The 26,154-nt window shown below is 66.1% G+C and carries 19 protein-coding genes and 1 pseudogene; 8 read left to right on the forward strand and 12 right to left on the reverse strand.

Annotated elements, in window-relative coordinates; all coding sequences use genetic code 11:
• Positions 1-2: 2 nt before the first annotated feature.
• From NCG91_RS17595 to NCG91_RS17620, 6 genes and pseudogenes are all read left to right on the forward strand, one after another.
• A pseudogene (locus NCG91_RS17595) lies at positions 3-1,091 on the forward strand (ABC transporter ATP-binding protein); the annotation flags it as partial.
• Positions 1,092-1,160: 69 nt separating this feature from the next.
• Positions 1,161-2,051, forward strand: coding sequence for an AraC family transcriptional regulator (locus tag NCG91_RS17600; protein WP_152250393.1), 891 nt, complete (start codon positions 1,161-1,163; stop codon positions 2,049-2,051).
• 17 nt (positions 2,052-2,068) lie between these two features.
• Positions 2,069-3,538: a xylulokinase gene (xylB, locus tag NCG91_RS17605; protein WP_251350621.1), complete on the forward strand. Its 1,470-nt coding sequence runs from the start codon at positions 2,069-2,071 to the stop codon at positions 3,536-3,538.
• A gap of 85 nt (positions 3,539-3,623) precedes the next feature.
• Positions 3,624-4,283 (forward strand): TetR/AcrR family transcriptional regulator, encoded by a 660-nt coding sequence (locus NCG91_RS17610; protein ID WP_251350622.1) that lies wholly within the window; start codon positions 3,624-3,626, stop codon positions 4,281-4,283.
• Positions 4,267-4,839: a cytochrome b gene (locus NCG91_RS17615; protein ID WP_099666748.1), complete on the forward strand. Its 573-nt coding sequence runs from the start codon at positions 4,267-4,269 to the stop codon at positions 4,837-4,839. The genes NCG91_RS17610 and NCG91_RS17615 overlap by 17 nt, the downstream gene beginning before the upstream one ends.
• Before the next feature lie 229 nt (positions 4,840-5,068).
• On the forward strand, positions 5,069-6,694 hold the full coding sequence (locus NCG91_RS17620) for a methyl-accepting chemotaxis protein (protein WP_251350624.1): 1,626 nt from the start codon (positions 5,069-5,071) through the stop codon (positions 6,692-6,694).
• Here NCG91_RS17620 and NCG91_RS17625 read toward each other — a convergent pair.
• Entirely contained in the window at positions 6,691-8,856 is a 2,166-nt protein-coding gene (locus tag NCG91_RS17625) for a TonB-dependent siderophore receptor (protein ID WP_251350625.1), read from the reverse strand. The genes NCG91_RS17620 and NCG91_RS17625 overlap by 4 nt on opposite strands.
• A gap of 407 nt (positions 8,857-9,263) precedes the next feature.
• On the opposite strand from NCG91_RS17625, the gene NCG91_RS17630 reads away from it, so the two are divergent.
• Positions 9,264-11,078 (forward strand): putative bifunctional diguanylate cyclase/phosphodiesterase, encoded by a 1,815-nt coding sequence (locus NCG91_RS17630; RefSeq protein ID WP_077408092.1) that lies wholly within the window; start codon positions 9,264-9,266, stop codon positions 11,076-11,078.
• Here the strand turns inward: NCG91_RS17630 and NCG91_RS17635 are convergent.
• The 10 genes from NCG91_RS17635 to NCG91_RS17680 all read right to left on the reverse strand — a co-directional run bounded on the left by NCG91_RS17635 (position 11,069) and on the right by NCG91_RS17680 (position 22,720).
• Positions 11,069-13,516 carry a TonB-dependent siderophore receptor gene (locus NCG91_RS17635; protein WP_251350627.1) on the reverse strand — a complete coding sequence of 816 codons (2,448 nt, stop codon included), beginning with the start codon at positions 13,514-13,516 and terminating at the stop codon, positions 11,069-11,071. The genes NCG91_RS17630 and NCG91_RS17635 overlap by 10 nt on opposite strands.
• A gap of 77 nt (positions 13,517-13,593) precedes the next feature.
• Complete coding sequence (locus NCG91_RS17640; protein WP_251350628.1) at positions 13,594-14,547, reverse strand: FecR domain-containing protein; 954 nt, start codon at positions 14,545-14,547, stop codon at positions 13,594-13,596.
• The gene (locus tag NCG91_RS17645; protein WP_251350629.1) at positions 14,544-15,086 is read right to left on the reverse strand and encodes a sigma-70 family RNA polymerase sigma factor; all 543 of its coding nucleotides are present in this window, start codon (positions 15,084-15,086) and stop codon (positions 14,544-14,546) included. The genes NCG91_RS17640 and NCG91_RS17645 overlap by 4 nt, the downstream gene beginning before the upstream one ends.
• A gap of 123 nt (positions 15,087-15,209) precedes the next feature.
• Positions 15,210-15,563, reverse strand: coding sequence for a DUF3325 domain-containing protein (locus NCG91_RS17650; RefSeq protein WP_251350745.1), 354 nt, complete (start codon positions 15,561-15,563; stop codon positions 15,210-15,212).
• Complete coding sequence (locus NCG91_RS17655; protein WP_251350630.1) at positions 15,563-17,185, reverse strand: PepSY-associated TM helix domain-containing protein; 1,623 nt, start codon at positions 17,183-17,185, stop codon at positions 15,563-15,565. The genes NCG91_RS17650 and NCG91_RS17655 overlap by 1 nt, the downstream gene beginning before the upstream one ends.
• The gene (locus NCG91_RS17660) at positions 17,182-17,520 is read right to left on the reverse strand and encodes a DUF3649 domain-containing protein (protein ID WP_251350631.1); all 339 of its coding nucleotides are present in this window, start codon (positions 17,518-17,520) and stop codon (positions 17,182-17,184) included. The genes NCG91_RS17655 and NCG91_RS17660 overlap by 4 nt, the downstream gene beginning before the upstream one ends.
• A gap of 2 nt (positions 17,521-17,522) precedes the next feature.
• Entirely contained in the window at positions 17,523-18,269 is a 747-nt protein-coding gene (locus NCG91_RS17665; protein ID WP_251350632.1) for a DUF4198 domain-containing protein, read from the reverse strand.
• A gap of 377 nt (positions 18,270-18,646) precedes the next feature.
• The gene (locus tag NCG91_RS17670) at positions 18,647-21,043 is read right to left on the reverse strand and encodes a TonB-dependent siderophore receptor (protein ID WP_251350633.1); all 2,397 of its coding nucleotides are present in this window, start codon (positions 21,041-21,043) and stop codon (positions 18,647-18,649) included.
• 91 nt (positions 21,044-21,134) lie between these two features.
• A complete protein-coding gene (locus NCG91_RS17675; protein ID WP_251350635.1) occupies positions 21,135-22,235 on the reverse strand; it encodes a FecR family protein in 1,101 nt (366 codons plus the stop codon).
• The gene (locus NCG91_RS17680) at positions 22,235-22,720 is read right to left on the reverse strand and encodes a sigma-70 family RNA polymerase sigma factor (RefSeq protein WP_180278703.1); all 486 of its coding nucleotides are present in this window, start codon (positions 22,718-22,720) and stop codon (positions 22,235-22,237) included. The genes NCG91_RS17675 and NCG91_RS17680 overlap by 1 nt, the downstream gene beginning before the upstream one ends.
• 168 nt (positions 22,721-22,888) lie before the next feature.
• Here NCG91_RS17680 and NCG91_RS17685 point away from each other — a divergent pair, with 168 nt between their 5' ends.
• Positions 22,889-24,520 (forward strand): alpha-D-glucose phosphate-specific phosphoglucomutase, encoded by a 1,632-nt coding sequence (locus NCG91_RS17685; protein WP_251350637.1) that lies wholly within the window; start codon positions 22,889-22,891, stop codon positions 24,518-24,520.
• 45 nt (positions 24,521-24,565) lie between these two features.
• Here NCG91_RS17685 and NCG91_RS17690 read toward each other — a convergent pair whose 3' ends face one another.
• Positions 24,566-26,140 carry a POT-type proton-dependent oligopeptide transporter gene (locus tag NCG91_RS17690; protein ID WP_077408069.1) on the reverse strand — a complete coding sequence of 525 codons (1,575 nt, stop codon included), beginning with the start codon at positions 26,138-26,140 and terminating at the stop codon, positions 24,566-24,568.
• Between the last annotated feature and the right edge of the window lie 14 nt (positions 26,141-26,154).

A 26,154-nucleotide genomic window follows, 5' to 3' on the forward strand; every position in this document is an offset into this window, starting at 1 on the left:
CCATGGCAAATATCGCCTGCAGGCAGCTGCACAAGACGTATGACGAGAAGACGGCCGTGCTGCAGCCGTTCGACCTGGAAATCGAGGACGGCGAATTCATCGTCCTGCTGGGGCCATCGGGCTGCGGCAAGTCGACCTTGCTGCGCATGATCGCGGGCCTGGAAGACATCAGCGGCGGCGAGCTGCTGATCGGCGGCGCCGTCGTCAACGACTTGCCGCCCCGCGCGCGCAACGTGGCGATGGTGTTCCAGAATTACGCGCTGTATCCGCACATGACGGTGTACGACAATATCGCCTTCGGCCTGCGCCGCCTGAAGGTGCCGAACGACGAGATCGAGCGCCGCGTGCGCGAGGTGGCGGCCATTCTCAGCCTGGACAGCCTGCTCGAGCGCAAGCCTCGCGCCATGTCGGGCGGCCAGCAGCAGCGCACGGCGATTGCGCGCGCCATGATCAAGACGCCGCAGGTGTTCCTGTTCGATGAGCCGCTGTCGAACCTGGACGCCAAGCTGCGCGCGCAGCTGCGCGCCGACATCAAGCGCTTGCACCGTCGCTTGCGCACCACCACGTTGTACGTCACGCACGACCAGCTCGAGGCGATGACCCTGGCCGACCGGGTGGTGTTGATGAAGGGCGGGCATATCGAGCAGATCGGCACGCCGGCGGAACTGTACAACCATCCGCGCACCCTGTTCGCGGCTGGCTTCATCGGCACGCCGGCCATGAATTTCATCGACGGCGTCATCGAAAAAGAAAACGGGCAAACGGTGCTCGTATGCGCCGGCTACCGCTGGCCATTGATATTGCCCCGCTTCGCGGCGCTGCCGGCCGGCATGCGCGTGGTCTTCGGCCTGCGGCCGAACCACTTGCGCGCGGCGCTGCCGCAGGAACACGCCGGCAGCCATGGCCTGGCGTGCGCCATCGACCTGGTCGAGCTGCTGGGCGCCGAAGCGCTGATCAGCTTTCAGTGCGGCGCCCTGACCTTGTCGGCCCTGCTGCCGGCGAATGCGGCCAACAGCGCGGCGCAGGTAGGGCAGACCCTGGCGCTGGCCTTCGACGAAGAGCACATGCATCTGTTCGACGCCGACAGCGGGCTGGCCGTGGCGCCCGGTGGTCAGTAAGTGGTTAGAATAGGGTGACCAAGACCGTGCAAGGGAACTGCCGTGACGCCTGACCTGGAACTGATCCATAAACCGATCCACGAATCGTTTCGCGCGTGGGCGCACGGTTTTCCGCATACCGTGGCGAAATGGCATTTTCATCCCGAGTACGAGCTGCACTTCATCATCACATCGAGCGGCAAATTTTTTATCGGCGACCATATCGGCAGTTACGGGGCGGGCAATCTGATCCTGACAGGGCCGAACCTGCCGCATAACTGGGTCAGCGAACTGCCGGAAGGCGTGGTCCTGCCCGAGCGCGACCTGGTGCTGCAGTTTTCCAGCGACTTCATCGAACGTTGCGCGCTGCTGTTTCCGGAGATGGCGCCCCTGAAAGCCCTGCTGGCCGAGGCGGGCAGGGGCTTGCAGTTTCCCGATGCGCTGGGCCTGCGCCTGGTGCCGCTGATGAAGGAATTGACGACGGCGCAGGGCTTGCGCCGCGTCGAACTGTTTACGCGCCTGTTCGGCGAGCTGTGCGACTGCCGCGAGCGGCGCCCGCTGGCCAGCGTCACCTACCTGGCGCAGGCGGGGCGCTACATGTCCTCGACCATCAACCTGGTGCTGGCCTACATCAAGCAGAACATCACGCTCGATTTCTGCGAGCAGGACGTGGCCGACGTGGCGGAAATGAACACCCTGAAATTCACGCGTTTCTTCCGCAAGCATACGGGCACCTCGTTCATTCAATACGTGAACCAGGAGCGCATCGCGCTGGCCTGCGAGCTGCTGATGAACACGGACATGAAGGTCACCGATATCTGCTATCGCACGGGATTCAACAACCTCTCCAATTTCAACCGCCAGTTTTTGGCCCACAAGCAGATGTCGCCGTCGAAATTCCGCTCCTGCCTGCTGATGAACATGCCCGAGCCGTCCGGCGACGGCCATTCTTAACTTTCTTTTGGAATCAAATGACTTATCTCGGTATCGATATCGGCACTTCCGAAGTCAAGGCCATCCTCACCGATGACGCCCAGTCCATCCTTGCCAGCGCCGGCGTGACCCTGCGCGTCTCCAGTCCCCATCCCGGCTGGTCGGAACAGAATCCCGAGGATTGGTGGCATGCCACCCTGGACGTCATCGCCGCCATCCGCACTGCGCAGCCGGTGGCGTTTTCCGGCCTGCGCGGCATCGCCCTGTCGGGCCAGATGCATGGCGCCACCCTGCTCGACAAGCAGCAGCACGTGCTGCGCGCGGCCATCTTGTGGAACGATACGCGCGCGTTTGCCGAATGCGTGGAACTGGAAGCATTGGTGCCCGAGTCGCGCGCCATCACGGGCAACCAGGCCATGCCGGGTTTTACGGCGCCCAAGCTGCTGTGGCTGCAAAAGTACGAACCGTCGCTGTTCCGCGCCACGGCCAAGGTCTTGCTGCCGAAGGATTACGTGGCCCTGCGCCTGACGGGCGAGTATGTGTCCGACATGTCCGACGCTTCCGGCACCCTGTGGCTGGACGTGGCCAGGCGCGACTGGTCCGAGCGCATGCTGGCCGCTACTGGCTTGACGCGCGAGCATATGCCGCGCCTCGTCGAAGGCAGCGCCGCCGCCGCGCAGGTGCGCCCATCCCTGTGCCAGGAGTGGGGCATCGCGCATCCGGTGCTGCTGGCCGGCGGCGCGGGCGACAACGCGGCCGCCGCCGTGGGCCTGGGCGTGGTGGAGCCGGGCGCCGGCCTGCTGTCGCTGGGTACCTCGGGCGTGCTGTTCGCGGGCAGCGATGGTTTTGCGCCGAATCCGGGCCAGGGCGTGCATGCGTTCTGCCATTGCCTGCCCGAGCGTTGGCACCAGATGAGCGTGATCCTCAGCGCCGCCTCCAGCCTCAGTTGGGTGGCGCGGCTGACGCAGTCGGGCGACATCGGCGAGCTGGCAAGGCTGGCGGAAAACGTCGAGGCGCGCACGGCGCCCATCTTCCTGCCGTATTTGAGCGGCGAACGCACGCCGCACAATGACGCCTCCGCACGTGGCGTGTTTTTCGGCCTGTCGACGGAACACGGGCGCGCCGAGCTGGCCTACAGCGCGATGGAAGGCGTGGCCTTTGCCATGGCCGACGGCAATGCGGCCCTGCGCAGCGCCGGTACGCAGCTGCAGGAAGCGTCATTCGTGGGCGGCGGTTCGCGCAGCCGCTTCTGGGCGCAGCTATGCGCGAATGCGTCCGGCCTGGACGTGCTGCGCCACGACCATGGCGTGGCCGGCGGCACCATGGGCGCGGCGCGACTGGCGCAGATGGCGGTGACGGGCTTGCCGCCCGCGCAGGTGTGCACGCGTCCGCCCGTGCAGGAAACGGTGGCGCCGCAAGCGTCCGCCGTGCTGGACGACCGCCTGGCGCGCTACCGGCGCCTGTATCCGCTGCTGCGCGCGGAGTTCGCGGGAGCGGCTGCGCACTGACGCCGGCAGGTATTTTTGCATTGACATACGCAACGTATGTCAATAACATGCTTTCACATACGCTACGTATGTGAAAGGACTGTCCATGCCCGTCTCCACCGTATCACCCCCGCGCCGCAGCCGCAGCAGCATGATCGAGGAAACCCGCGCCCGGCTGCTGGCGGCGGCGCGCCATGCGTTCGCCGAACAGGGTTATGCGAATACCTCGATGGATGATTTCACGGCTGCCGCCGGCCTGACCCGCGGCGCGTTGTACCACCATTTCGGCAGCAAGGAAAAACTGCTGCTTGCCGTGATCGATCAGCTCGAGGGCGAAGTTGGCGAGCGCCTGCAAGCCATGGCGGACGCCGCCCCCTCTTCGTGGCAAGCGTTTCGCCGCCGCTGCCAGGGCTACCTGGAACTGGCGCTGGTGCCCGAACTGCGCCGCATCATCCTGCAGGATGCGCGCGCCATGTTCGGCGACGTGCCGCAGGCGCACCAGAGCGTCGGCATCGCCGCGTTGCAGGCGGCGCTGCAGGGGCTGATCGATGAAGGCGTGGCGCTGCCTGCGCATACTGGCGTGACGTCCCGCATGCTGTATGGCGCCGTGACCGAAGCGGCCTTCTGGATCGCCGAAGCCGATGGCGACCCGCCCGCGCGGCTGGCCATGTCGCTGGCGGCCCTCGACAAGCTGCTCACCGGCTTGTTGGCCGACCCCGCATCCGCTTTCACTTCCCAGGAACCGTCCCATGCAATGGAAAAATAACGCCGACCGTTTTGGCGCGCTCGCCAAGTTCTTTCACTGGACCAGCGCCGCCGCCTTTATCGGCGCGTATGTCGTTGTCTACTATGTGATCTGGTTCCTGGACGAGGAGGCGCCCGGTACGCTGGCTGTATTGAACGTGCACTGGATGCTGGGCTTGCTGGTGGGCGCGCTGGTGCTGCCGCGCCTGGCGTGGCGGCTGCTCGACGTGCAGCCGCAGGACCCGCCCGGCTCCGCGCTGGAGCACAAACTGGCGCACGCCGCGCACTGGGGCCTGTATGGCCTGCTGATCGCGCTGCCCCTGACCGGCTACGTGGGTACGGGCCTGCATACCGACTTTGGCCTGTTTGCCGTGCCCAGCTTTCGCGATACGGCGCTGTTCGAGTCGATGGCGACGACTTTCGGCATGACCTGGGAAAGCTTCGAGGCGCCGGTGGATAGCGTGCACCACTTCCTGGGCAAATGGGTAGCCTGGGGCGTGGTGGGCTTGCATGTGCTGGCCGCCGTGTTCCATCACCGCGTGCGCAAGGACGATGTACTGACCCGCATGCTGCCTTGATGCGGGTACGGGCAAGCTTGCCCGGATGACCATGACGGTGACGGAAAATCATGACCATCCAGTCAACCTTGCGCTGTAATTTGTTGTTTCTATGTTGAAAGTGTTTCTCTAACGAAAGCGCTGCTTGGTTTTTCACGGGGCGCGCCCCATGATTTCCCTATTTGGTGAGAATTGGATAGTTTTGGTGGCGCCTTTGTTGCCATCCTGTTCTTGCCGCCGGGAGAAACACATGCAACTCGCGAATCTGAAAATCTCCGTCCGCCTGGGTCTGTTGGGCGCCTTCTTCTTTCTTGCGCTGGTGTTCGTTGGCGCGCGTGGCTGGAGCGCGCTCGACGCGGCCAGTGCGCGCAGCGCGGACGCCATGCAGCGTTCCGTCGCCTTGACGGAAGCGGTCGACGCGGCGCGCAGCGCGCAGGTGGAATTCAAGATCCAGGTGCAGGAATGGAAAAACATCCTGCTGCGCGGCGGCGATGCTGCCGCCTTCCAGCGCTACCGCGAAGCGTTTGTCGCCAGCGGCGCGCAGACGCGCAAGGAATTGAAAAGCCTGCAGGCGATGATGGGCGCATTAAAACTCGACACGGCACCCGTGGAGCAGGCGCTGCAGGCGCACGACGCGCTGGGCGTGAGCTACCTGGCGGCGCTGCAAAAGTATGACGGCGCGCGCGCCGACAGCGCGCAGGCCGTCGATGCGCTGGTCAAGGGCATGGACCGCGAACCGACGCGCCAGATCGACGCCATCGTCACGGCCATCGGCAAGCAGTCACACGCCCTGATGGCGCAGATGAAGGAGCAGGATGATGCCGCGCACCGCAGCGCCAGCATCGCCATGCTGGCCACTGTGCTGGTGACCCTGGTCGTGGGCTCCATCACCGTGTGGTGGCTGATCCGCAGCATCACGGTGCCGCTGGGCGCGGCCGTCGGCATCGCCCAGCAGGTGGCGGCCGGCGACTTGCGCGCCGTGGTGGCCGACGGCAGCCGCGATGAAATCGGCGACCTGCTGCGCGCCTTGAAAGCGATGAGCGGCAATCTGGCCGCCATCGTGGGACGCGTGCGCGCCGGCACGGACGCCATCGCCACGGCGTCCGCTGAAATCGCCAGCGGCAACATGGACCTGTCGTCGCGCACGGAGGAGCAAGCCAGCTCGCTGGAAGAAACGGCCGCCTCGATGATCGAGCTGACGTCCACCGTGCGGCAGAATAACGACAACGCGGACCAGGCGCGCCAGCTGGCCGGCGGCGCTTCCGACGTGGCGCAGCGCGGCGGCGAGGCCGTGGCGCAGGTGGTGCAGACCATGAGCCATATCAATGCCTCGTCGAAGCGCATCGTCGACATCATCGCCGTCATCGACGGCATCGCCTTTCAGACGAATATCCTGGCCCTGAATGCGGCCGTGGAAGCGGCGCGCGCGGGCGAGCAGGGACGCGGCTTCGCCGTCGTGGCGACGGAAGTGCGCAACCTGGCGCAACGCTCGGCCGCAGCGGCCATGGAAATCAAGCAGCTGATCGGTGAATCCGTGCGCACGGTGGAAGAGGGCAGCGTGCTGGCCGGCCAGGCGGGGCGCACGATGGATGACGTGGTGAGCAGCGTGCAGCGCGTCAATGCCATCATCGGCGAGATCGCCGTGGCCAGCGTGGAGCAGCGCGACGGCATCGAACAGATCAGCATCGCCATCAGCCAGATGGATGGCGTGACGCAGCAGAACGCGGCCCTGGTGGAGCAGGCCGCCGCCGCCGCAGACGCGCTGCAGCAGCAGGCGGCCAGCCTTGCCGACGCCGTCAGCATCTTCAAGCTGCATGCGGCGCCGGCGCTGGCGTCGACGCCGGAACTGAAGCCGGGCCGGCTGGCGCTGGCTTAAAACGTGTACTTCGCCGTCAGCACGGCGCTGCGCGGATCGCCGAATGCATTGCCGCTGTCGATGCTGCTGATGGCCTGGTAGTAGCTGCGGTCGAAGACGTTGGTCACGCTCAGGCGCACGTCGAGCTGGCGGTTCACTTGCCAGCCCGCGTTCAGGTCGGCCACCGCGTAGCCGCCCTGGCGGATGGCGCTGTTGGTCTTGTAGATCTGGTTCTGCGCCCGTAGCGCGCCGCCGACGCGCCACGCATCGGACAGGCGATAGCTGGTGGACAGGCGCAGCAGGCGGCTGGGGCGCTCGGCCGCATAGCGCGCGCCGACGGCATTGCTGCCTTGCGCCTTGGCGTATTCGGCCGTGTTGTAGGTAAAGCCCGCGCTCACCTGCCAGCGCGGCGTCAACGCGCCGGACACGCTCAGTTCAAACCCGTCGCTGCGCACTTCACCGGCCGCCTCGGAGCAAGACAGCAGGCCGGGACCGCACTGCGTCAGCGGCAGCGCTGTCGCCAGGTTCTTTTGCACGATGCGGAACACGGCCGCCGAGGCGTTCAGCGCGCCGCCGAAGTACTCGCCCTTCACGCCCGCTTCCATGTTGATGCCCGTGACGGGATCGAGCAGCACGCCATTCCTGTCGACGGCGCTTTGCGGATTGAAGATGCTGGTCCAGCTGCCGTACAGCGAATGGTGGGCGTCGACGTCGTACACCAAGCCGGCATATGGCGTGACTTCCCGGCTCACCTTGTAGCCGGAGCGCGCGCCCGACAACGTGTTGATGGCGCGATAGTCGTACCAGTCGACGCGGCCGCCCACCAGCAGGGCCAGCGGATCGGCCAGGCTGAAGCGGGCCGTCGTGTAGACGCCCGTCTGCTTCGTCTTGCTGTCCTGGCCATAATAGAAGGTGCCGATCGCGGGTTTCACGGGCGCGCCCGTATCCCAGCGCACGGGGTTGAAGGTGTAGCTGTAGTCGGGCACCGACTTGTAGCCCTTGTCCTCGGTATCGCGCGTGCGGTAGTTGGCACCGAAGACGATTTCATGGCGGCGGCCCAGCAGGCTGAAAGGACCGGCTGCCTGCGCATCGACTATGCGCTGCTGGCGGTCGTAGACAAAGGCGTTGGCCGCGCTGAGGAGGAACAGATTCGTCTTCGGCACGCGGGCGATGCCCGTGACGACGGAGTCGAGTTCGTCCTGCAGCGCCTGCGCCGCCAGTTTGACCTTCCAGCCGTCGCCCAGCCGCTGTTCGAGTTCGGCGAACAGGCGCGTGTTTTTCTTGTTCCAGAAGGTCCAGTCGGGCGCGTTGCTGGCCGAGCGGTCGAGCGGCAGGAAACTGCCGTCGAGCGCCGTTGGCAAGCCGTACCACGTGGAGCCGGGATTGCGCTCGTCGTTGACGTGAAAGCCCACGCTCAGGGTCGTGTCGCGCGACAGGTCGGCATCGGCGGTGGCGTAGAGCAGGGCGCGCTTGTGGCGGTAGTTCGAGATGAACGTGTCGGTATCCTGATAGGCGGCCACGGCGCGCCCGCGCAGGCTGCCCGCCTGGTTCAATGCGCCGCGCGCATCGACTTCGCCGCGGTAGTCGTTGTAGCGGCCGATGCTGCCCGTGAGCGACACCTCGCTCTGTGCCGTGGGGCGCTTGCGCACGAAATTCATCGTGCCCGACGGGTTGCCCACGCCATTGAGCATGCCGGCCGCGCCGCGCAGGATTTCGACGCGGTCGTACATGGCCAGGGTAGCGAAACCGAGGGTGTCGCCGTCGGCCGACATGGTCAGGCCGTCTTCCGTGAAATTGCTGATCGAGAAACCGCGCGAATAAAAGCTGGCCCGCTCGGTGGCGCCCTTGTTCAGGCTCAGCCCCGGCGTGACATTGGCGATGTCCTCGACCGAGCGGATATTCATGTCGTCCATTTGCTGGCGTGTGACGACGCTGACCGATTGCGGCGTCTCGCGCACGGAAAGGTTCAGGCGCGTGGCCGCGTTCATGCTGCCGCTGGTGTAGGAGCCGCTGCCTTCGGTGGTGGCGGAGGCGGCCTGCGCGTTGACGCGCACCTCGGGCAGATTCTGTTCCTGCTGCTGCGTCTGGCCATGGGCTGGTGCACCCAAGGTGCCGAGAATGGCTGCGGCCATGAGGGTCGGCGCCAACGCGGCGGCCTTTCGCTGTGCGCTGTGTATTGTCATTGATTACTCCCGGTGTCGCGATGATGTGGTGGATGAAGCAGGCGGATGCCTGTTTCAAAATATGCGTCGCTGGGGGAGTGTTGCGCCTGGCTTGCCTGGCCATGCCGCTGCGGTCCTGGCGTGGGCGCAGGGACTCAGATGAATGGAGTTGATTCCCAATAATGAGAATCATTCTCATTTTAGTGTTGCGCAGCAATTGTTGCAATAATTGGTGAGATTGTCTGTGGGAGGATTGCAACAGTGATCACGCCCCGCCGTGATTGACACCAGTCAAGCGGCGCCCGATCAGGCAAATATCGCGCCGGAATTCTTATACTATTTCCTTTCCGCATGGTTCTGCGCCCGGCCGCATGGCGCGCGTTGCAAAGGAAAAGCATGTCTTCCACCTCTTGCCTGCCGGGGGACGCATGACGACGCTGTTGCTGGCGCTGTGCCTGACCCTGGCCGTGATGCTGAGCGTGCTGCTGGCCTGCCAGTGGCAGGCGGCGCGCACGTGGCGCCTGCGCCATGCGACAGGCGTGGTGCTGCAGGCGGCGCAGGCGCAGCGCATGGCAGATGCGCTGGCGCTGCTGCACGCCTTGCCGGCGGCCGTCGTCGGCACCGACCACGCTGGCGTCGTGCGCTACTTGAATCCCCGCGCCAGCGCCATGGGCGGGCTGCTGGGCGACGATGGCCTGGGCCAGCCCGTGACGCAGTTGCTGCCGCTGTTCCATGACGGCACGCCCATCGATGCGGCGCGCCAGGTGCGCGATTGTGTGGCGCAGCAGGAAGTGCTGGAAGTGGCGCGTGGCGCCGTGCTGCTGCGCCATCTCGACGGCAAGCGCATCGACGTGCAGTACAGCTGCGCGCCGCTGGCGCAGGGCGGTGCGGTGCTGCTGCTGCACGATGTGTCGGCGCGCCGGCGCGCCGAGCAGCAGCTGGAATTCATCGCCCACCACGACGGCTTGACGGGCTTGCCGAACCGGCTGCATTTCCAGATCCGCTTCGAGCACGGCATTGCCTACGCGCGCCGCCACCAGGCGTTGCTGGCGGTGCTGTTCGTCGATATCGACCGCTTCAAATCCATCAATGACAGCCTGGGGCACGACGTGGGCGACCAGGTGCTGACGGAGTTCGCGCGCCGGGTGCAGCAGTGCGTGCGCAAGGTCGACACGGTGGCGCGCCAGGGCGGCGACGAATTCATCATCCTGCTGACGGAATTGCGCACGGCGCACGATGCCGAGCGGGTGGCCGAGAAAATCGTCGGCGCCATCGCCGCCCCCTTCGTCATCGGCGAATACAGCCTGTCTGTGGCGGCCAGCGTGGGCGTGGCCCTGTACCCGGACGACGACGACGACGTCAATGCGCTGATCGAAAAGGCCGACCTGGCCATGTATGCGGCCAAGCGCCACGCGCCCGGCACCTGCCTGCGCTACGCGCCGCGCATGCAGACGCAATCGTATTCGCGCACCATCCTCGAGACGGCCTTGCGCCACGCGCTCGAACGCAATGAATTCGCCCTGTTCTACCAGCCGCGCATGGATTTGAAGACGCGCACGATCACGGGCGTGAAGGCGCTGCTGCGCTGGAAGCACCCGGAGCTGGGCCTGATGATGCCGCTTGACTTTTTACCGGTGCTGGAGGAAATCGCCCTGATCCTGCCGGTGGGAGCGTGGGTGATGGCCACGGCGGTGGAACAGGCGCGCAGGTGGATCGCGCAGGGGCAGATGCTGACGGTGTCCGTCAGCCTGTCGGCGCGCCAGTTCTACCAGCGCGACATCGCGCGCAATTTCGCCGCCGCGCTGGAAGCGGCCGGCGTGCCGGGGCATTGCATCGAGCTGGAAATCGCCGCCGGCATCCTGATCGACCGCAACCAGAACTGCGAACTGATATTGCGCCAGTTCCGCCAGCTGGGCATGGCGATCGCCATCAGCGATTTCGGCACGGGCGACGCTTCGCTCAATTACCTGAAGCGCTTTCCCACGGATGCCGTGAAGATCGAAAAATGCTTCGTCGACGACGTGGGCAAGCCCGGCGGCGACGGCGCCATGGTGCGCGCCATCGTGGCGATGGCGCGCACGCTGGGATTGCGCACCATCGCCGGCGGGGTGGAAAGCGGCGAGCAGCTGGAACTGCTGGCCGAGATGGGCTGCGACGAGGCGTTTGGCTATTTCCTGGGCCGCGCCATGGCACCCGAGGGCATCGAGGTGCTGCTCAAAAGCAGTGAAGCCATTCAGAACTGATAACGCAGCGACAGCATGGCGTTGCGCGGATCGCCGTAGTAGCCGCCCATGCCCGTCGAGTAGTACTTCTTGTCGAAGACGTTATTCACGTTCAGGGTCGCCATCAGCTGCGGCGTGACCTGGTACTGCGCCATCAGTCCCGTCACGGCATACGCCTTCTGCGTGAAGCGTTCGCCGTTCGGCCCGCGGTCATCCATGTAGATATCGCTCTGCCAGTTCACGCCGCCGCCCAGCACCAGGCCCGGCATGCCCTGCGCCAGGCGCCACGTGGTCCACAGCTTGGCCATGTTCTGCGGCTGGTTGGTCTGGATGCGCTCGCCGGCGGCGTTGCGGATGCGGCTATACGCATAGCTGGCCGTCAGCTGCCAGTCGGGGCGCAGCTGGCCCGATACTTCCGCCTCGACGCCGCGCGTGGTGGCGCCCTTCACCGTGTGATAGGCGTAGGAGCCGCCGCCCGTGCCGATGATCCAGATATTGCCCGGATCGGCTTCGGCCAGGTTTTCCTGCTTCAGCTGGAACAGGGCCGCGCTGGTGGTGAGCTTGCCGCCGAAGAATTCGCCCTTGGCGCCCACTTCGTAGTTCTTGCCTTCCAGCGGCGCCAGGAAGCGGCTGTTGACGTCGCGCTGGCTTTGCGGCGTGAAGATGCTGGTGTAGCTGGCGTAGGCCGACCAGTGCTGGCCCAGGTCGTAGACCAGGCCCGCATACGGCGTGATCTTGCCGTTTTCGCGCATGGCGTCGTACAGGTCCGTGTCGTTGAAATAATCGCTGCGGATGTCGCGCTTCCAGTACGACAGCCGCGCCCCGACAATCACCGACAGCGCGTCCGTCGGGCGCAGGCGCAGGGTCGAATACACGCCGCTTTCACGTTCCTTGTCGTACGAGGAGCCCAGGCGCGTGCCGCTGTAGTCGGGTACCGGCATGGCGCCATGCCAGGCGTGGATATCCGGCACCGTGTAGTCGTAGCCGTCGAGGCGCCAGTTCGGGTAGATGGGGCCATTCGTCTTGAGTTCCGAGGCGCTCACGCCCAGCACCAGTTCATGCTTGCGGCCGAAGGCCTGGAACGGGCCGCTCACGTACGCGTCGAGCGAGGTCTGTTGCGGCTTGCTGTGCCAGTTGGCCAGCCACAGCTTCATGCCGCCGCCCGTCACGCGGTCCGGGTAGCCGTTGCCGGAAAAACCCTGCAGGGCGTCGTACTGGTTGCTGCTGCGGCTGACGGCCACCTTGGCGATCCAGTCGTTGTCGAAATAATGGTCGAGCGTGGCGAACAGCATGTTCTGTTCGCGGTCATACGTGCTCCACGCGGCCGTGCCGTTCATCGAGCGGGGAAAATGGGTTTGCGAGCCGTCGGCGTAGAACACGGGGAATTCGCGCCCCGCGCCCTTGAGCTTTTCCTTTTGGTAGTTGATGCCGGCGCTGAGCACCGTCGAAGGCGACAGGTCCGCTTCGACGATGGCGTACAGCACGTCCTTTTTCTGCTGGTAGCGGTCGATGAACGAGCGCTGGTCTTCATGCGCGGCGACGAGGCGCGCGCGCACCTTGCCGTCCGCCGTCAAGGGCGTCGAGACATCGCCCTCGACGCGGTAACGGTCCCATGATCCCAGCTGCGCGCCGGCCGTGGCGGCGAACGTTCGGCCCGGGCGCTTGCGCACCAGGTTGATGGCGGCCGACGGGCTGCCCGTGCCGCTGATCAGGCCTGTCGCGCCGCGGATGACCTCGACGCGGTCGTAGATGGCCATGTCGTAGGTACGCGCTTCCAGGCTCTTGCTGGTCGGGATACCGTCGAACATGTACGACGTGACTTCGAAGCCGCGGGAAAACACCTGGTCGTATTCGCGCGTGCTCGACGAATGGTCCACCGTGATGCCGGGCGCCTGCAGCAGCACGTCCTGCAGGGTCTTCAAGCCCTGGTCCTCGATCTGCTGGCGCGTGATGACGCTGACGGCTTGCGGCGTTTCGCGCAGCGACAGGTTCAGGCGCGTGGCGCTGGTCAGGCCCGCGTAGCCGCGCTTGCCTTCCGTGGTGCCGTCGCGCAGGGCGCTGGAGCTGACGGACACTTCGCCCAGGGTGGCGGCGATCGGCGCGGCGGGCGATGCAGCGCCCGACTTGCGCAGCACGTAGCTGCGTTCTCCGCTGGGCAGTGCTTCGAGGCCCGTGCCGGCCAGCAGGCGGGCCAGCGCCTGCGGCACCGTGTAGCTGCCGCTCAGGCCCGGCGTGCGCACGCCTTGCAGCAGCTCGGCCGCCGCGCCCACGCTCACCTTCGCCTCGATGGCAAAGCTGGCGATGGCGGCGGACAGCTCGCCCGCCGGCATGTTGAAGGCCGTTTGCGCGGCAACTGGCGCGGCGGCATCGGCTGCCATGGCCGGCGCCTGCGCCAGCGACAGCAGGAGCACGGCGCTGCCGATGGCGCGCGCGAGGGGAGTCAGACGAGGAGGGTGCATGGTCTTGCCTTTCCGGTGAGTGTCGTTGTAATACTCACAGGACAGGCAGCGGTGAAAAAAGGGGCCAATTTTGTAAGTTATTTTTTGCGGGCCGCGATGGTGACCCAGTACGGGCTGCGGTACAGCACGTCGACGGGCAGCATGCGCGCCAGGCTGTCCAGCACGGCGTCCGTGTCGTCGAGCTGGAAGGCGCCCGACAGGCGCAAGCCCGCCACCTGCGGTTCCACGCGCAGCAGGCCGGGGCGGTAGCGCGACAGCTCGAAGGCGAAGGCGTCGAGGCGCATGTCCTGCGCCGCCAGCATGCCGCGCGCCCACGCGTCGGCTTGCGGCGGCGCCGACGTGGGCAGGCTGGCGTGGCTGGCGTCGAAGCGGCCCTGCTGGTTCGCCATGAGCGTGCGGACGGTGGCCGAGGGCGCGCGCGGCGTGATTTCCACCGCGTGTTCGAGCACCGTCACGCGGCTGCTGTCGTCGTCGACGCGCACGGTAAAGCGCGTGCCCAGTGCGCGGATGCGTCCATGGCAGGTAGCGACGATGAACGGGCGGCTGCCCGCGTGGTCGGGGCGCGTCTGCACCAGCACTTCTCCGCGGCGCAGGGTCAGACGGCGTTCGTCGGGGCCATACGCCACATCGACGGCGCTGTCCGTGTTGAGCACCAGGGTGCCGCCATCGGGCAAGGATATGTCGCGCCGCTCGCCCACGCCGCTACGGTAATCGGCCAGTATCTCGTTGCGCGCCAGCAGCCAGGCGGCGGGCGCCGCCATCAGCGCCAGCAGCAGCTGCACGGCCACGCGGCGCTGCGGGCGGCGCAGCACGGGCACGGCCAGTTCCGGCGGCAGCAGACCGGCGGTCTGGCTCACTTGCTGCACCCTGTTCCAGGCGCGCGCGTGCTCCGGGTCGAGCGCGCGCCACTGCGCACTGGCGGCCAGGTCGTCCGGCGTGGCCTGGCCCGACTGCTCCAGCAAATACCATTCGACGGCCTGGCGCGCCACCTTGCGCGACAGCGGAGGAGATGGCGAAGCAGCCGCGCTCATGCCGGAAAATCCGGCGCCAGCAGCACGCATTCCGTCAGCGCCTCGGCCATGTAGCGTTTCACGGAGCGCTCGCCGATGCCCAGCAGCGCGGCGATATCCGCGTAGGCATGGCCTTCGATCTGCGCCATGATGAAGACGGCGCGCACCTTCGGTTTTAGGCCGTCGAGCATGGCATCGACCGCTTGCAGCGCCTGCAGGATTTCCACGCGCTGCTCGGTCGATGGCAGATGCTGTTCGGGCAGGGCGGCGAGCGCTGCCAGCCACGCCCGCTCCAGCGACTGGCGGCGCAAATGGTTGATCAGCAGATGTTTGGCGACGGTCGCCAGGTAAGCCTTGGGGGCGCGCAGGGCAGGCGTTTGCGGCTGCATTGGCGCGCTGGCCAGCAGGCGCGCGAAAGTATCCTGCATCAGGTCGGCGGCCTCGGCAGCGTTACCCAGGCGCCGCTGCAGCCAGTGCGCCAGCCAGCCGTGGTGTGCGCGGTAATGGCTTTCCAGCTGCGTGGCCAGCAGGGGGGAGGGCGCGAACGGACTGCCTGGCATGGTGGGGATGGCCTTAATGCAAATAAGAATTATTCTCATTTTAGCGCGGTGAGCGTGCCGACGCAATGCGCTGTTGCTGTCCCGCCACGCACTTGCCGTCACGTGGCGGGACCGCCAGGTCCTCTACAGCAAGGCCAGCGCGACGGCGGCCAGTACGGCCGCGCCGCCGATGATGCGCGCCAGGCGCATGGCCTGGTGCGGCGCATAGGGCAGCAGCCAGATCAGCAGCAAGCCGCAGCCCGTCAGGCTGCCGACCCAGTAGACGAGGCCGTAGCCGCCGCCCGCGATGTGCATGGCCCAGGCCAGGCCGGCCGCCAGCGCCAGCCAGCCGGTCCATTGCAAGCGGCGGCGCAGTGGCGCGGGCGGTTCGGCGCCGCGTCCGTGCAGGTCGGCGTAGTGGCGGTCCATGGCCAGGCACAGCGAGGACAGGCCCGCATAGCACAATGCGAAGACGAGGAAATTCGCTAACAGTTCCATCACGCGGCCTCCATCGTTTGCGCCGGTTTCACCGGTGCTGCCTTGGCCGCCTTCACGGGCAGCGGTTTCAATTTGAACGCCGCATACGCGAGGCCCAGGCCCAGCACCAGCACCACCATGTCGAAGGCGGCGACCGCCACGGGGCCGCGGCCCAGGAACAGGGTCACGCCCAGGTGCGAACTGGTCGTGAAGACGTTCAGCACAGGCAGCGATGCCAGCAGGAAGGCGCCGGCGGCCAGCTGCATGCGCCACATGGCGCGCGACGGGCGCAGCTGGGCGATGATGGCGGCCAGGGCCCAGGCGCCGAAGAAGCAGGCGATTTCCTCTTTCGGCCGGTCTTCCATCGTCACGGACAGCAGGCGGTTGGCCCAGAAATAGGCGCCAAAGGCGATCGGGATGCCGGCGATGGCGCCGATGTTGAGCGCTTCCACCAGGCGCAGGCCGAAGCTGGCGCGCTTGCCGGCGGCCAGCGCCTTGGCCTGCTTCTGGCGCGTCTTGACGGCCCACAGCAAGGCGCCCGTGGCCACCATGGCGCAGCCGGCCAGGCCGGAGAGGAAGAACAGGGCGCGCAGCAGCGGTCCGCCGAAACGGGCGATGTGCAGGCCATACATGACGCCGTGCGTGGCGGCCGCGCCGGGCAGCGCGTCGCCGTCGGTGGCCAGCAGCTTGCCGGACACGCCATCGAATTCCAGCGACGGCTGCTTCGACGACATGTCGCGTCCGGACGCGCGCGACAGCGTCACGGTGGCGTTGGCGTCGCCCGGATTATTCACGGAGATGCGCTCGACCTTGCCGCCGCCCCAGTGCTGTTCCGCCTGGCGCACGAGGGGCGCGAACGGCGTCAGCGGCGCGGCCACGCCGGTCGCCTTGCGCTCGTCCGAGCGGCCCGGGAAGGCTTCGGCAAAGAAGGCATCCTGGTCGCCCTTGTAGGCGGCCGTGGCGCCGGACGGCATGTACAGGAACATCAGGGTGACGAGGCCCGTGTAGGTGATCATCATGTGGTAGGGCAGGGCCAGCACGGCCGTCACGTTGTGCGCGTCCAGCCACGAGCGCTGGCCCTTCTTCGGCCGGAAGGTGAACAGGTCCTTGAAGATGCGCTTGTGCGTGACGATGCCGCTGATGATGGAGACGAACATGAACATGGCGCAGAAGCCCACGATCCAGCGGCCCCAGATGGCGGACATGTAGTGCAGGTCGAAATGCAGGCGGTAGAGGAATTCGCCGCCCCGCGTCTCGCGCGGCTTGGACAGCACTTCGCCCGTGGCCGGGTCGGCCTTTTCGCTATGAAAATTGCCGCGCCGTCCGCGTTTCTTTTCGCCCGGTTGCGACGGCTTGCTCCAGCCCAGCTGCGTGGCGGGATTGCGTTCGCCGGGCAGGCTGATGAACCAGCGCGTGGCGCCCGTGGCCCGCTCTTCCATCGCCTGTTGCGCGACCTTGGCCGCCACTTCCGTCGTCACTTCGCTGGCGGCGGCGCCATGCAGTTCGGGCTGCATCCACAGGGTGATTTCATTGCGGTAGTAGCTGGCCGTGCCGGCGCAAAACACCAGCAGCAAGATCCAGCAGACGAGCAGGCCGGACCAGGTGTGCAGCCATGCCATCGACTGGCGGAAACCTTCTTTCATGCGAGACTCCAGGATAGTGCGTCCATCCACTGCAGGATGGCGGCGATGACGGCGGCGGGAATCAGAAGGCCCAGCCAGGCGCGCAGGGCGCTGCGCGTGGCGAAGACCCACATCACGGCGCAGGTATAGATGGCAAACGACAGCAGGGTAGCTGTCATGACGGCTTCGGAGCGGGCCATGGGCAGGCTCACCGACAGCAGCATGGTGACCAGCGCGGCCAGCACGTAGCCGCCGACGATGGCTGCCACGCTGCGCGAAGCCACGCCGAGGCGGTACACGGCCCCGGCGGAGAGCCGCAGGCGCGGCATTTTTTCAGTGGTGGCTGGCGCTTGCATGGTCAGTCGTGATCCTTGCTCGGTGGCAGGGCCGAGCCGGCCGGCAGCGGCGTCACGCCTTGCGGCTGCACCAGGCTCAGGGTCGTCACGAACATGGCCTTGTCATAGGCTTGCGTGCCGCGCTGGCCGGCCGTCTTGTCCGTGTGTTGCACTTCCAGCACATAGGTGCCCTTCCATGGCAGCGGGAAGCTGACCAGGCCTTGCGCATCGCTCCACGCTTCCTTGCCCCAGCCCGACTGCACCACGGCGTTGACCTTGGCTTGCGCCAGCGGCTTGCCCTGGTAGCTGACCTGGAACTGGCCTGGTTTGCCGGTCGGCACCAGGTCCAGGGTCAGCGCGGGCGTTTGCGCCTTGCCGTCGGCGATCAGGCGCGCGGCCGGGACCCACACGGTGCGCGTGGCCTTGCCATCCTTTTTCTCTTCCCACGACGGGTAGTTGTCTTCCTCGACGATGATGCTTTCGCCGGCGCCCACCTTGCCATTCAGGATGAACGCGCCGGCCGTCTTGCTCGCCTGCAGCGGCTGCGCGCCCTTGGCGGACACCCACGTCACGTTCTTGATGCTGAACTTGTCCAGCAAGCCGGGCGAGGCTTCGCGCAGGTTGTCGCCGAATTCGCCGAAGTACACGCTGGCCGCCTTGCCGTCCTGCTGCAGCCAGATCTGGTGCGCGCTGGCCATGCCGGAAACGAGGGCCGTGCCCAGCAGGGCGGCGGCGAGGGCGCCGAGGCGCGCGATGGAAGTGAGGTGCATGGTGTATGCCTTAGTTTGTGGTGAGAAACGTGGTTGTCGCAGCGGTGCAAAGTACCGGAAAGTGGCGGCGGCAGCGCCGGCCGGCGAACGTGCTCGCGCCATGAAACGACCTTTTTGCGTTATCGATATGGGAAGGCTTGCTTGGCAGGGAGGCCTGGCTGGCGCAGCGTGTCATCCAGCTGCGCATCGGCCATGCCGTCCTGGCCGGTCGATGGCAGGCGGGATATGCGAGATGCAGACTCCGAACGGAATCCAAATGTGAATGAGAACTATTCTTATTATAGTGCGAGGTTGCGAGACATGCAAGAGTGTGATGTTGTAAACGCGCACGGCCACCGCAGTGACGCGGCGGCCGTGCGTGCGCGGGAGCGCGGAGTTTACAGCTGGCCGCGCAGGGTCAGCATGGCGTTGCGCGGTTCGCCATAGAAGTTGGAACCATACGCGGCCCACACGCGCGTGTAGTACTTTTTGTCGAACAGGTTGTTCACCGTCAACGACAGCTCCAGCGTGGGACTGAGGCGGTAGCCCGCCTGCAAGCCCACCGTGGTGACGGGGCCCTGTTCGAATTTCACGGGCCCGTTCAGGCGGTACATGCTGCTGACGCTGCGCAAGCCGCCGCCCACGCTGATCTTGTCGAGCGCGCCGGCGAGCCGGTAATTGGTCCACAGGTTGAAGTTGTGGCGTGGCGCGATGAAGGAATACAGTTGCGCTTTCTGGTCATCGCTGCCTTCGAGGGTGCGCGTGCTGGTGTAGGAATAGCCGCTCGTGATGTTCCAGCCCGGCAGGGGGCTGCCGCTCAGCTCGGCTTCCAGGCCCTGGCTGCGCATCTTGCCGGCGCCGATGGAAAACAGCGGATTGGCCGGATCGGGCATGTCGCGGTTCTCGTCTTCCATGCGGAACAGGGCCGCATGCGCATTGACGTTCTTGTCGAACAGCTCCGCCTTCAAGCCCAGTTCGAATTGCTGGCCCGTGCGCGGCTTCAGGGTTTGGCCTGCTGCATCCGTGCTGGTCTGGGGCGAGAAGATACGCGTGTAGCTGCCGTAGGCCGACACCTGCTTGTCGAGCTCATAGACCAGGCCCGCGTACGGCGTGAACTTGGCCTTGATGGTGTTGCTGACGTCGGTTAACTGGTTGAAATACGTATTGCGGTTGACGGTATGGTTGTTCCGGTGCGTCAGGCGTCCGCCCAGGTTGACGGCCAGCCGGTCCGTCGCCTGCAGGCGGGTGCGCGCGTACAGGCCGAACTGTTTGGTGCGGTTGTCGTTGCCGTCAGTAAAAGTGTAGCTGGGTTGGGGGATATTGTTATCCGGATGGAAGATGTTGATCGGGGTGTCCTTGCCGCCGCCGTAGCGGAAATTCTTGTGCACCTGGCGGTAGTCGGCGCCCACGATCAGGTCGTGGCTGCGGCCGAACGCCTGGAAGGGCGTGGCCAGGTAAGCATCGAGTCCCTGCGTCTTCCAGTGGCTGCGGTAGCTCCAGGTGATCAGGCAGCTGTCGCCCGTGACAGGGTCTGCCGAACAATCGGACCAGCCGAAATGGCGCGATGGTTCGTCCTGTTCGCGGGACAGGGCGGTCACCTTGAACTGGCCGCCGTTGTCCAGCTTGTGATCGAGTTCGGCAAAATATTCCGTGACCTTTTCCGTGATGTGGTTCCAGGCCGGGTCCAGGTAGGTGGAGCGGGGCACGTCGAGCAGGCGTCCGTCTTCATAGGCGGGCAGGCCGAAGGCGGGACGGCCCTTGTATTCCTGCCAGGTGACGCCGCCCGTCAGCACGGTGCCCGGCGCCAGGTCGATGGCCACGGTGCCGTACAGCAGCGGTTTTTCCGCATACACATGGTCGACGAAGGAGCGCCGGTGTTCATAGGCGGCCACCAGGCGGCCGCGCACCTTGCCATTCGCGCTCAGGGGGCCGGTGACGTCCGCTTCCGCATAGTAGCGGTCCCAGGAACCCGCGCTGAGCACGCCGCTGGCGGCGAAGGTGTCGCGCGCCCGCTTGCGCACCAGGTTGATGGTGCCGCCCGGATCGCCCGCACCCTGGAACAGGCCGGCGGGGCCGCGCAGCACTTCCACGCGGTCATAGATGGCCAGGCCGTAGCCGGCCGACAGGTCGTTGCCCGTGCTGGCGGGCGTCATCACGCCATCGACCTGTACCGAGTCAAGCGCATGGCCGCGCGAGTAAAAATTGCCGTGGTTACCGCCCGTGCTGCTCGCTTCGACGGTGATGCCCGTCACGCCGCGCATGGCGTCGTCCAGGCTCAGCAAATTCTGGTCGTTCAGCTGCTGGCGCGTCAGCACGGAGACGGACTGGGGAATGTCGCGCAGGCTTTGCCGGCCCTTGCCGATGCTCACCGCTTGCGCCGCATACGACTTCGTCAGCTCGGTATCGATGGTCGCGTCCTGGCGCGCGCTGACGGTGATTTCCGCCAGGGTCGCCACCTTGCCCGTGGCGGCGGGCGCCGGGCGGATGATGACGCTGTTGCCGTCGATGCTGGCGGCCAGGCCGCTGCCGGCCAGCAGGCGCTCCAGGCTGTCGGCCACGCTCAGGGTGCCGCTGACGGCAGGCGCCGTCTTGCCGGCCACCAGTTCCGGCGCAAACAGCAGTTGCAGATTGGCTTGCCGCGCCAGCTCATTCAGGGCTTGCCCCAGCGGTTGGGCGGCGATGGCCAGTTTGACGGGGGACAAGGTTTGCGCCTGTGCCAGGGGGATGTTGCCCAATGCCAGCATGGCGGCCAGGGCGAGGGGAGCGGGTGTCAGATTGAGGCGGGGGGAGCACATGTTGCATTTCTCCAGGTTAATTTATTGTCGATTAACTTGGTAGACGCAGCAGCGGAGAAAATCCTCACCTGCGAATGCGAATTATTTTCATTTATTGCAGTTGCATGGCCGGCGCCTGCGCGGCGGCTTTCGGCGCCATGCCGATGGTGCTGACGGTGCCGTTGCGGACGATCTGCACGGGCAAGAGTTGCGGCAGGGCAGCGGCGAAACGGTCCAGCTGGGTCAGGCTGAAGCTGCCGCCGATGCGCAGCCTGGCGACGGCGGGATCGCGCACGACGAAGCCCGTGTCGCCATAGCGTTCGAACTCGGCCAGCGCCGCGCCCAGCGGCACATTGTCGAAGGTGATCCTGCCGTCGCGCCACGACGCCACGCTGCCCGGGGCCAGGCTGGCGATGGCCGACAGGCGGCCGCTGGCATCGCTGCTGACGCCCTGGCCGGCCCGCAGGTCGACCCGGTCTTGCCGCGCACCCGCCACGCGCACCTGGCCATGCTGCACGGCCACGCGCAGCTTGCCGTCGTGCTCGAGGGTATTGCGCACGGAAAACTGCGTGCCCACCACCGTCACTGTCAGGGGACCGCTGAGCACGTCGAAGGGCTGGCCCTGCTTCGATTGCACCTGGAACAGCGCTTCGCCGTGCGCCAGGCGCACTTCGCGCCGCTGGCGGTACAGGGTGACGTGCAGTTGCGTGGCCGTATCGAGCTGCAGCTTGCTGCCGTCGGGCAGCGCGACGGCCAGGCGCTGGCCACGCACGGTGGCATACGACTGGCTGAACACGGCTTGCTGTTGCCACCACTGGTAGCCGCCCGCGCCCACGCTCAGCAGCAACATGGCGGCGGCCGCATACGGCAGCGCGCGCAGCCAATGACGGCGCGGCGCCTGCGGTGTCACGTGCGTTGCGGCTGGCGGCACTGCCCAGCGCGCGGCGACCTGCGGGGGAATCCGGCGCGCCACGCGGTGCGTGCTTTGCAGTTGCGCGTAGGCTTCGGCATGGGCCGGATCGGCCGCCAGCCAGGCGGCAAACGCCGACTGGTCCTGTGCATCGAGGTTGCCGTGCCGGCTGAACCAGGTGGCGGCTGCCAGCGCCACGCCATCTTGCGTGGCGGCAAAGTCGGCGTACTCGCGCAAGTCCGCCTGCTCCTGGGCAGAGGGGCCGAAATCATGGCGGGGCGAGTGGGCGGTCATGGGCGCCATTATGTGGCTTCCCGCAAAGAATGCAACTGCGCCTGGCAACTGAGCATGCCGCGCGCGATATGTTTTTCCACCATGCTCACGGAAATGCCCATGCGCGCGGCGATTTGCGCGTGCGGCAATTCCTCGAACACGTGCAGCACGAAGGCGTCGCGGCAGCGGGGCGGCAAGGCGTCAATGGCGGCCACGCAGGCTTGCCAGTCCTGGCTGCTTTCCAGCGCCTGCTCCGGCTGCAGATGACGGGGGGCGGCCGGATGCGCGGACTCCGGCAGGGCGTCGAGCTCCTCGTGCTGGCGCAAGGCGGCGCGGCGGTGCTTGTCGATCAGCAAGTTGCGCGCCGTGCGGTACAGCAGCGCGCGCGGTTCGCGCACGGCCGCTTCACCCAGCACGCGCGCATAGCTTTCCTGCACCAGGTCGGCAGCGGCCTCGCGGTTGCGCAAGCTGCGCCAGCAAAAGTTCAACAGTTCTTGGTAATAGCGTGCAACCACGGCGTCCGATGTATGAGTCCGCAGCCAGGAATGCCGCATATGAGAATGATTCTCATTATATGTCATGCCGGGATGTGGCGCTAAGCGGCTTGGCGCACCGTGGCAGATGTACAACGCTTTGCCGCTTGCCTGGCATGCGTTAACATGGGAAGTTAATATGGAGGCAAGATGGCTATACAAATCATCAATACGGCGCCGATAGCCGGCCAGCGGCCCGGCACTTCGGGCTTGCGCAAGAAGGTGGCTGTCTTCAGCGCACCGCAATACCTGGAAAATTTCGTGCAGAGCGTTTTTGACACGCTGGGCGACTGCCGCGGCCAGACCCTGGTGCTGGGCGGCGACGGCCGTTATTACAACCGCGCGGCCATCCAGACGGTGCTGCGCATGGCGGCCGCGCACGGCTACGCGCGCGTGCTGCTGGGACAGGGCGGCATCCTGTCGACGCCGGCGGTCAGCTGCGTCATCCGCAAGCATGGCGCCAGCGGCGGCCTGATCCTGTCGGCCAGCCATAACCCGGGCGGACCCGACGGCGATTTCGGCATCAAGTACAACATCGCCAATGGCGGCCCGGCGCCCGAAAAAGTCACCGAGGCCATGTTTGCGCGCACGCAAACGATCACCGAATACCGCATCAGCGATGCGGCCGACATCGACCTCGATATCCTGGGAGTGGTGCGCATCGAGCAGATGACGGTCGAGGTGATCGATCCGGTGCTCGATTACGCGGAACTGATGCAGCAGCTGTTCGACTTCGACGCCATCCGCGCCCTGTTCGCGGGCGGCTTGCGCATCTGCTTTGACGGCATGCACGCCGTTTCCGGCCCGTATGCGACGGCCATCCTGGAAGGCATGCTGGGTGCGCCCAAGGGCAGCGTCATCAACGGCGTGCCCCTGGAAGATTTCGGCGGCGGCCACCCGGACCCGAATCCCGTCAACGCGCAGGAATTGATCGCCATCATGGCGGCCGACGATGGGCCCGACTTCGGCGCCGCCTCGGACGGCGACGGCGACCGCAACATGATCGTCGGCCGCCGCTTCGACGTGACGCCCTCGGACAGCCTGGCCATCCTGGCCGCCAACGCCACCGTGGCGCCCGGCTACCGCGCCGGGCTGAAAGGCATCGCCCGCTCCATGCCCACGTCGGGCGCGGCCGACCGGGTCGCCAGCGCGCTGGGCATACCGTGCTACGAGACGCCGACGGGCTGGAAGTTCTTCGGCACCCTGCTCGACGCGGGCCTGGCCACCCTGTGCGGCGAAGAAAGCTACGGCACGGGCTCGAACCACGTGCGCGAAAAGGATGGCCTGTGGGCCGTGTTGTTCTGGCTCAACCTGCTGGCTGAGAAAAAGCAATCGGTGGAAGAGATCGTGCGCGCCCACTGGGCGACCCATGGCCGCAACTATTATTCGCGCCACGATTACGAAGACATCGACAGTGCCGGCGCGGCGCAGCTGATGCAGGCCGTGCGCGGCCGGCTGGCCGCCTTGCCGGGCCAGGCGCTGGGCGGCTACACGGTGGCGCTGGCCGACGATTTCAGCTACACGGATCCTGTCGACGGTTCGGTGGCGACGCAGCAGGGCATCCGCATCATCATGACGGACGGCGCGCGCATCGTGCTGCGCCTGTCCGGCACGGGTACCGAAGGCGCCACCCTGCGCCTGTACCTGGAGCGCTACGCAGCCGATCCGGCGCAGCATGACTTGCCGACCCAGCAAGCGCTGGCGGGGCTGATCGCCGTGGCGGAAACAGTGGCGCAGATCCGCTCGCGCACGGGGCGCGACGGGCCGACGGTGACGACGTAAAAAAGGGCGCCCTCGGGCGCCCTTTTGCGTTACATCAAACCGGCATCAGGCTTTCGCCGGGATGACCGCCTGGCGGTAGTTGTCGACCATCTTGTAGCGCTTCGCATACAGGCCGAAGGCCAGCATGGCGACGGCGGCGAAGGCGGCGAAGAAGAACATCTGGAAGGCTGTCACGCTGATGCCGCTCTCGGCGATCTTGCCGATCACGCCTTCGTTCATGACGCTGCGGTTGACGATCAGCACCCACAGGTTGCCCACCGTGGTCGACAGGTTCCAGAAGCTCATGATGGCGCCCTTCATGGACACGGGCGCCTGGCTGTACGCAAACTCCAGGCCCGTGGCCGAGACCAGCACTTCGCCGAACGTCAGCAAGGCGTACGGCAGGATCTGCCACATGATGGAGACGGCGTTGCCGCTGTCGAGGGCCAGCTGCAGCAGACCGATGACGATCCACGCCAGCGAGGAAAAGCCGATACCGGCCGTCATGCGGCGCAGGGCCGTCGCTTCCAGGCCGAAGCGGTTCAGCATCGGGTACAGCACCAGGTTGTTGAACGGGATCAGGAGCATCACCAGCATCGGGTTCAGCGCCTGCATCTGCGCCGGGAGGAACCAGCTTGGTTTTTCCATGGTGTTCGCCTGCACGATCCACGTCGAGGCCTTCTGGTCGAACAGCGAGAAGAACGGCGTGACGAGGGCGAAGATGACGAGGATGCGCAACACGGCGCGCACGCCTTCGACGGCTTCGTCAGGGTGGATGCCGCGTGCGCGTTCCAGTTGCATGGCCGTGCCGATGCTGCCGAAGGCCAGCAGCAATACCAGCGCGGTACACGCGGCAATCACGAAGCCCCATTCGGGAATGCTGTAGAACGCATACAGGGCGCCGATCACGCCGACGTAGGCCACGTACAGGCCGGGACGCGAACCGCCATCGACACGGGCCAGCAAGGCCGTGCGGGCCACGCGGGTGAACGAATCGGGATTTGGCGGCGCCGGCGGCACGTGCACGTATTTCTTGGCGCCCATCCAGAAGACGATGGTGGCGGCCAGCATCATCAGGCCGGGGATGCCGAAGGCGATCGACGGGCCGAAGTCGCGCAGGAACATCGGCATCAGCAGCGAAGCGAAGAAGGAGCCGAAGTTGATGATCCAGTAGAACAGGTCGAATACCAGCTTGGCCTTGTGCTTGTTGGTCTGGTCGAACTGGTCGCCGACAAACGATGCCACCAGCGGCTTGATGCCCCCGGAACCGAAGGCGATCAGGAACAGGCCGAAATAGAAGCCGTTGACGCTGTTTTCAAACAGGGCCAGGCAGGCATGGCCGGCGCAATACACGAGGCTGAGCCAGAAGATGGTGTTGTACTTGCCAAAGAAGCGGTCGGCCAGCCAGCCGCCCAGCAGCGGGAAGAAGTACACGCCGATGACGAAGGTGTGGAAGACGTGCTTGGCTTCGCCCGTGCGCTGGTCGATCGGGATCATCAGCAGCAAGGTGCTGATGAGGAATGGCGTCAGGATGTTGCGCATGCCATAGAAGCTGAAGCGTTCGCAGCCTTCGTTGGCGATGATGTACGGTATTTGCCGCGGCATTTTGCCCGTGGCGGTTTGTGTCTCGGCCGATGACATTGGCTCTCCCCAAG

The sequence above is a fragment of the Janthinobacterium kumbetense genome (assembly GCF_023703445.1).
Taxonomy (GTDB): domain Bacteria; phylum Pseudomonadota; class Gammaproteobacteria; order Burkholderiales; family Burkholderiaceae_D; genus Janthinobacterium; species Janthinobacterium kumbetense.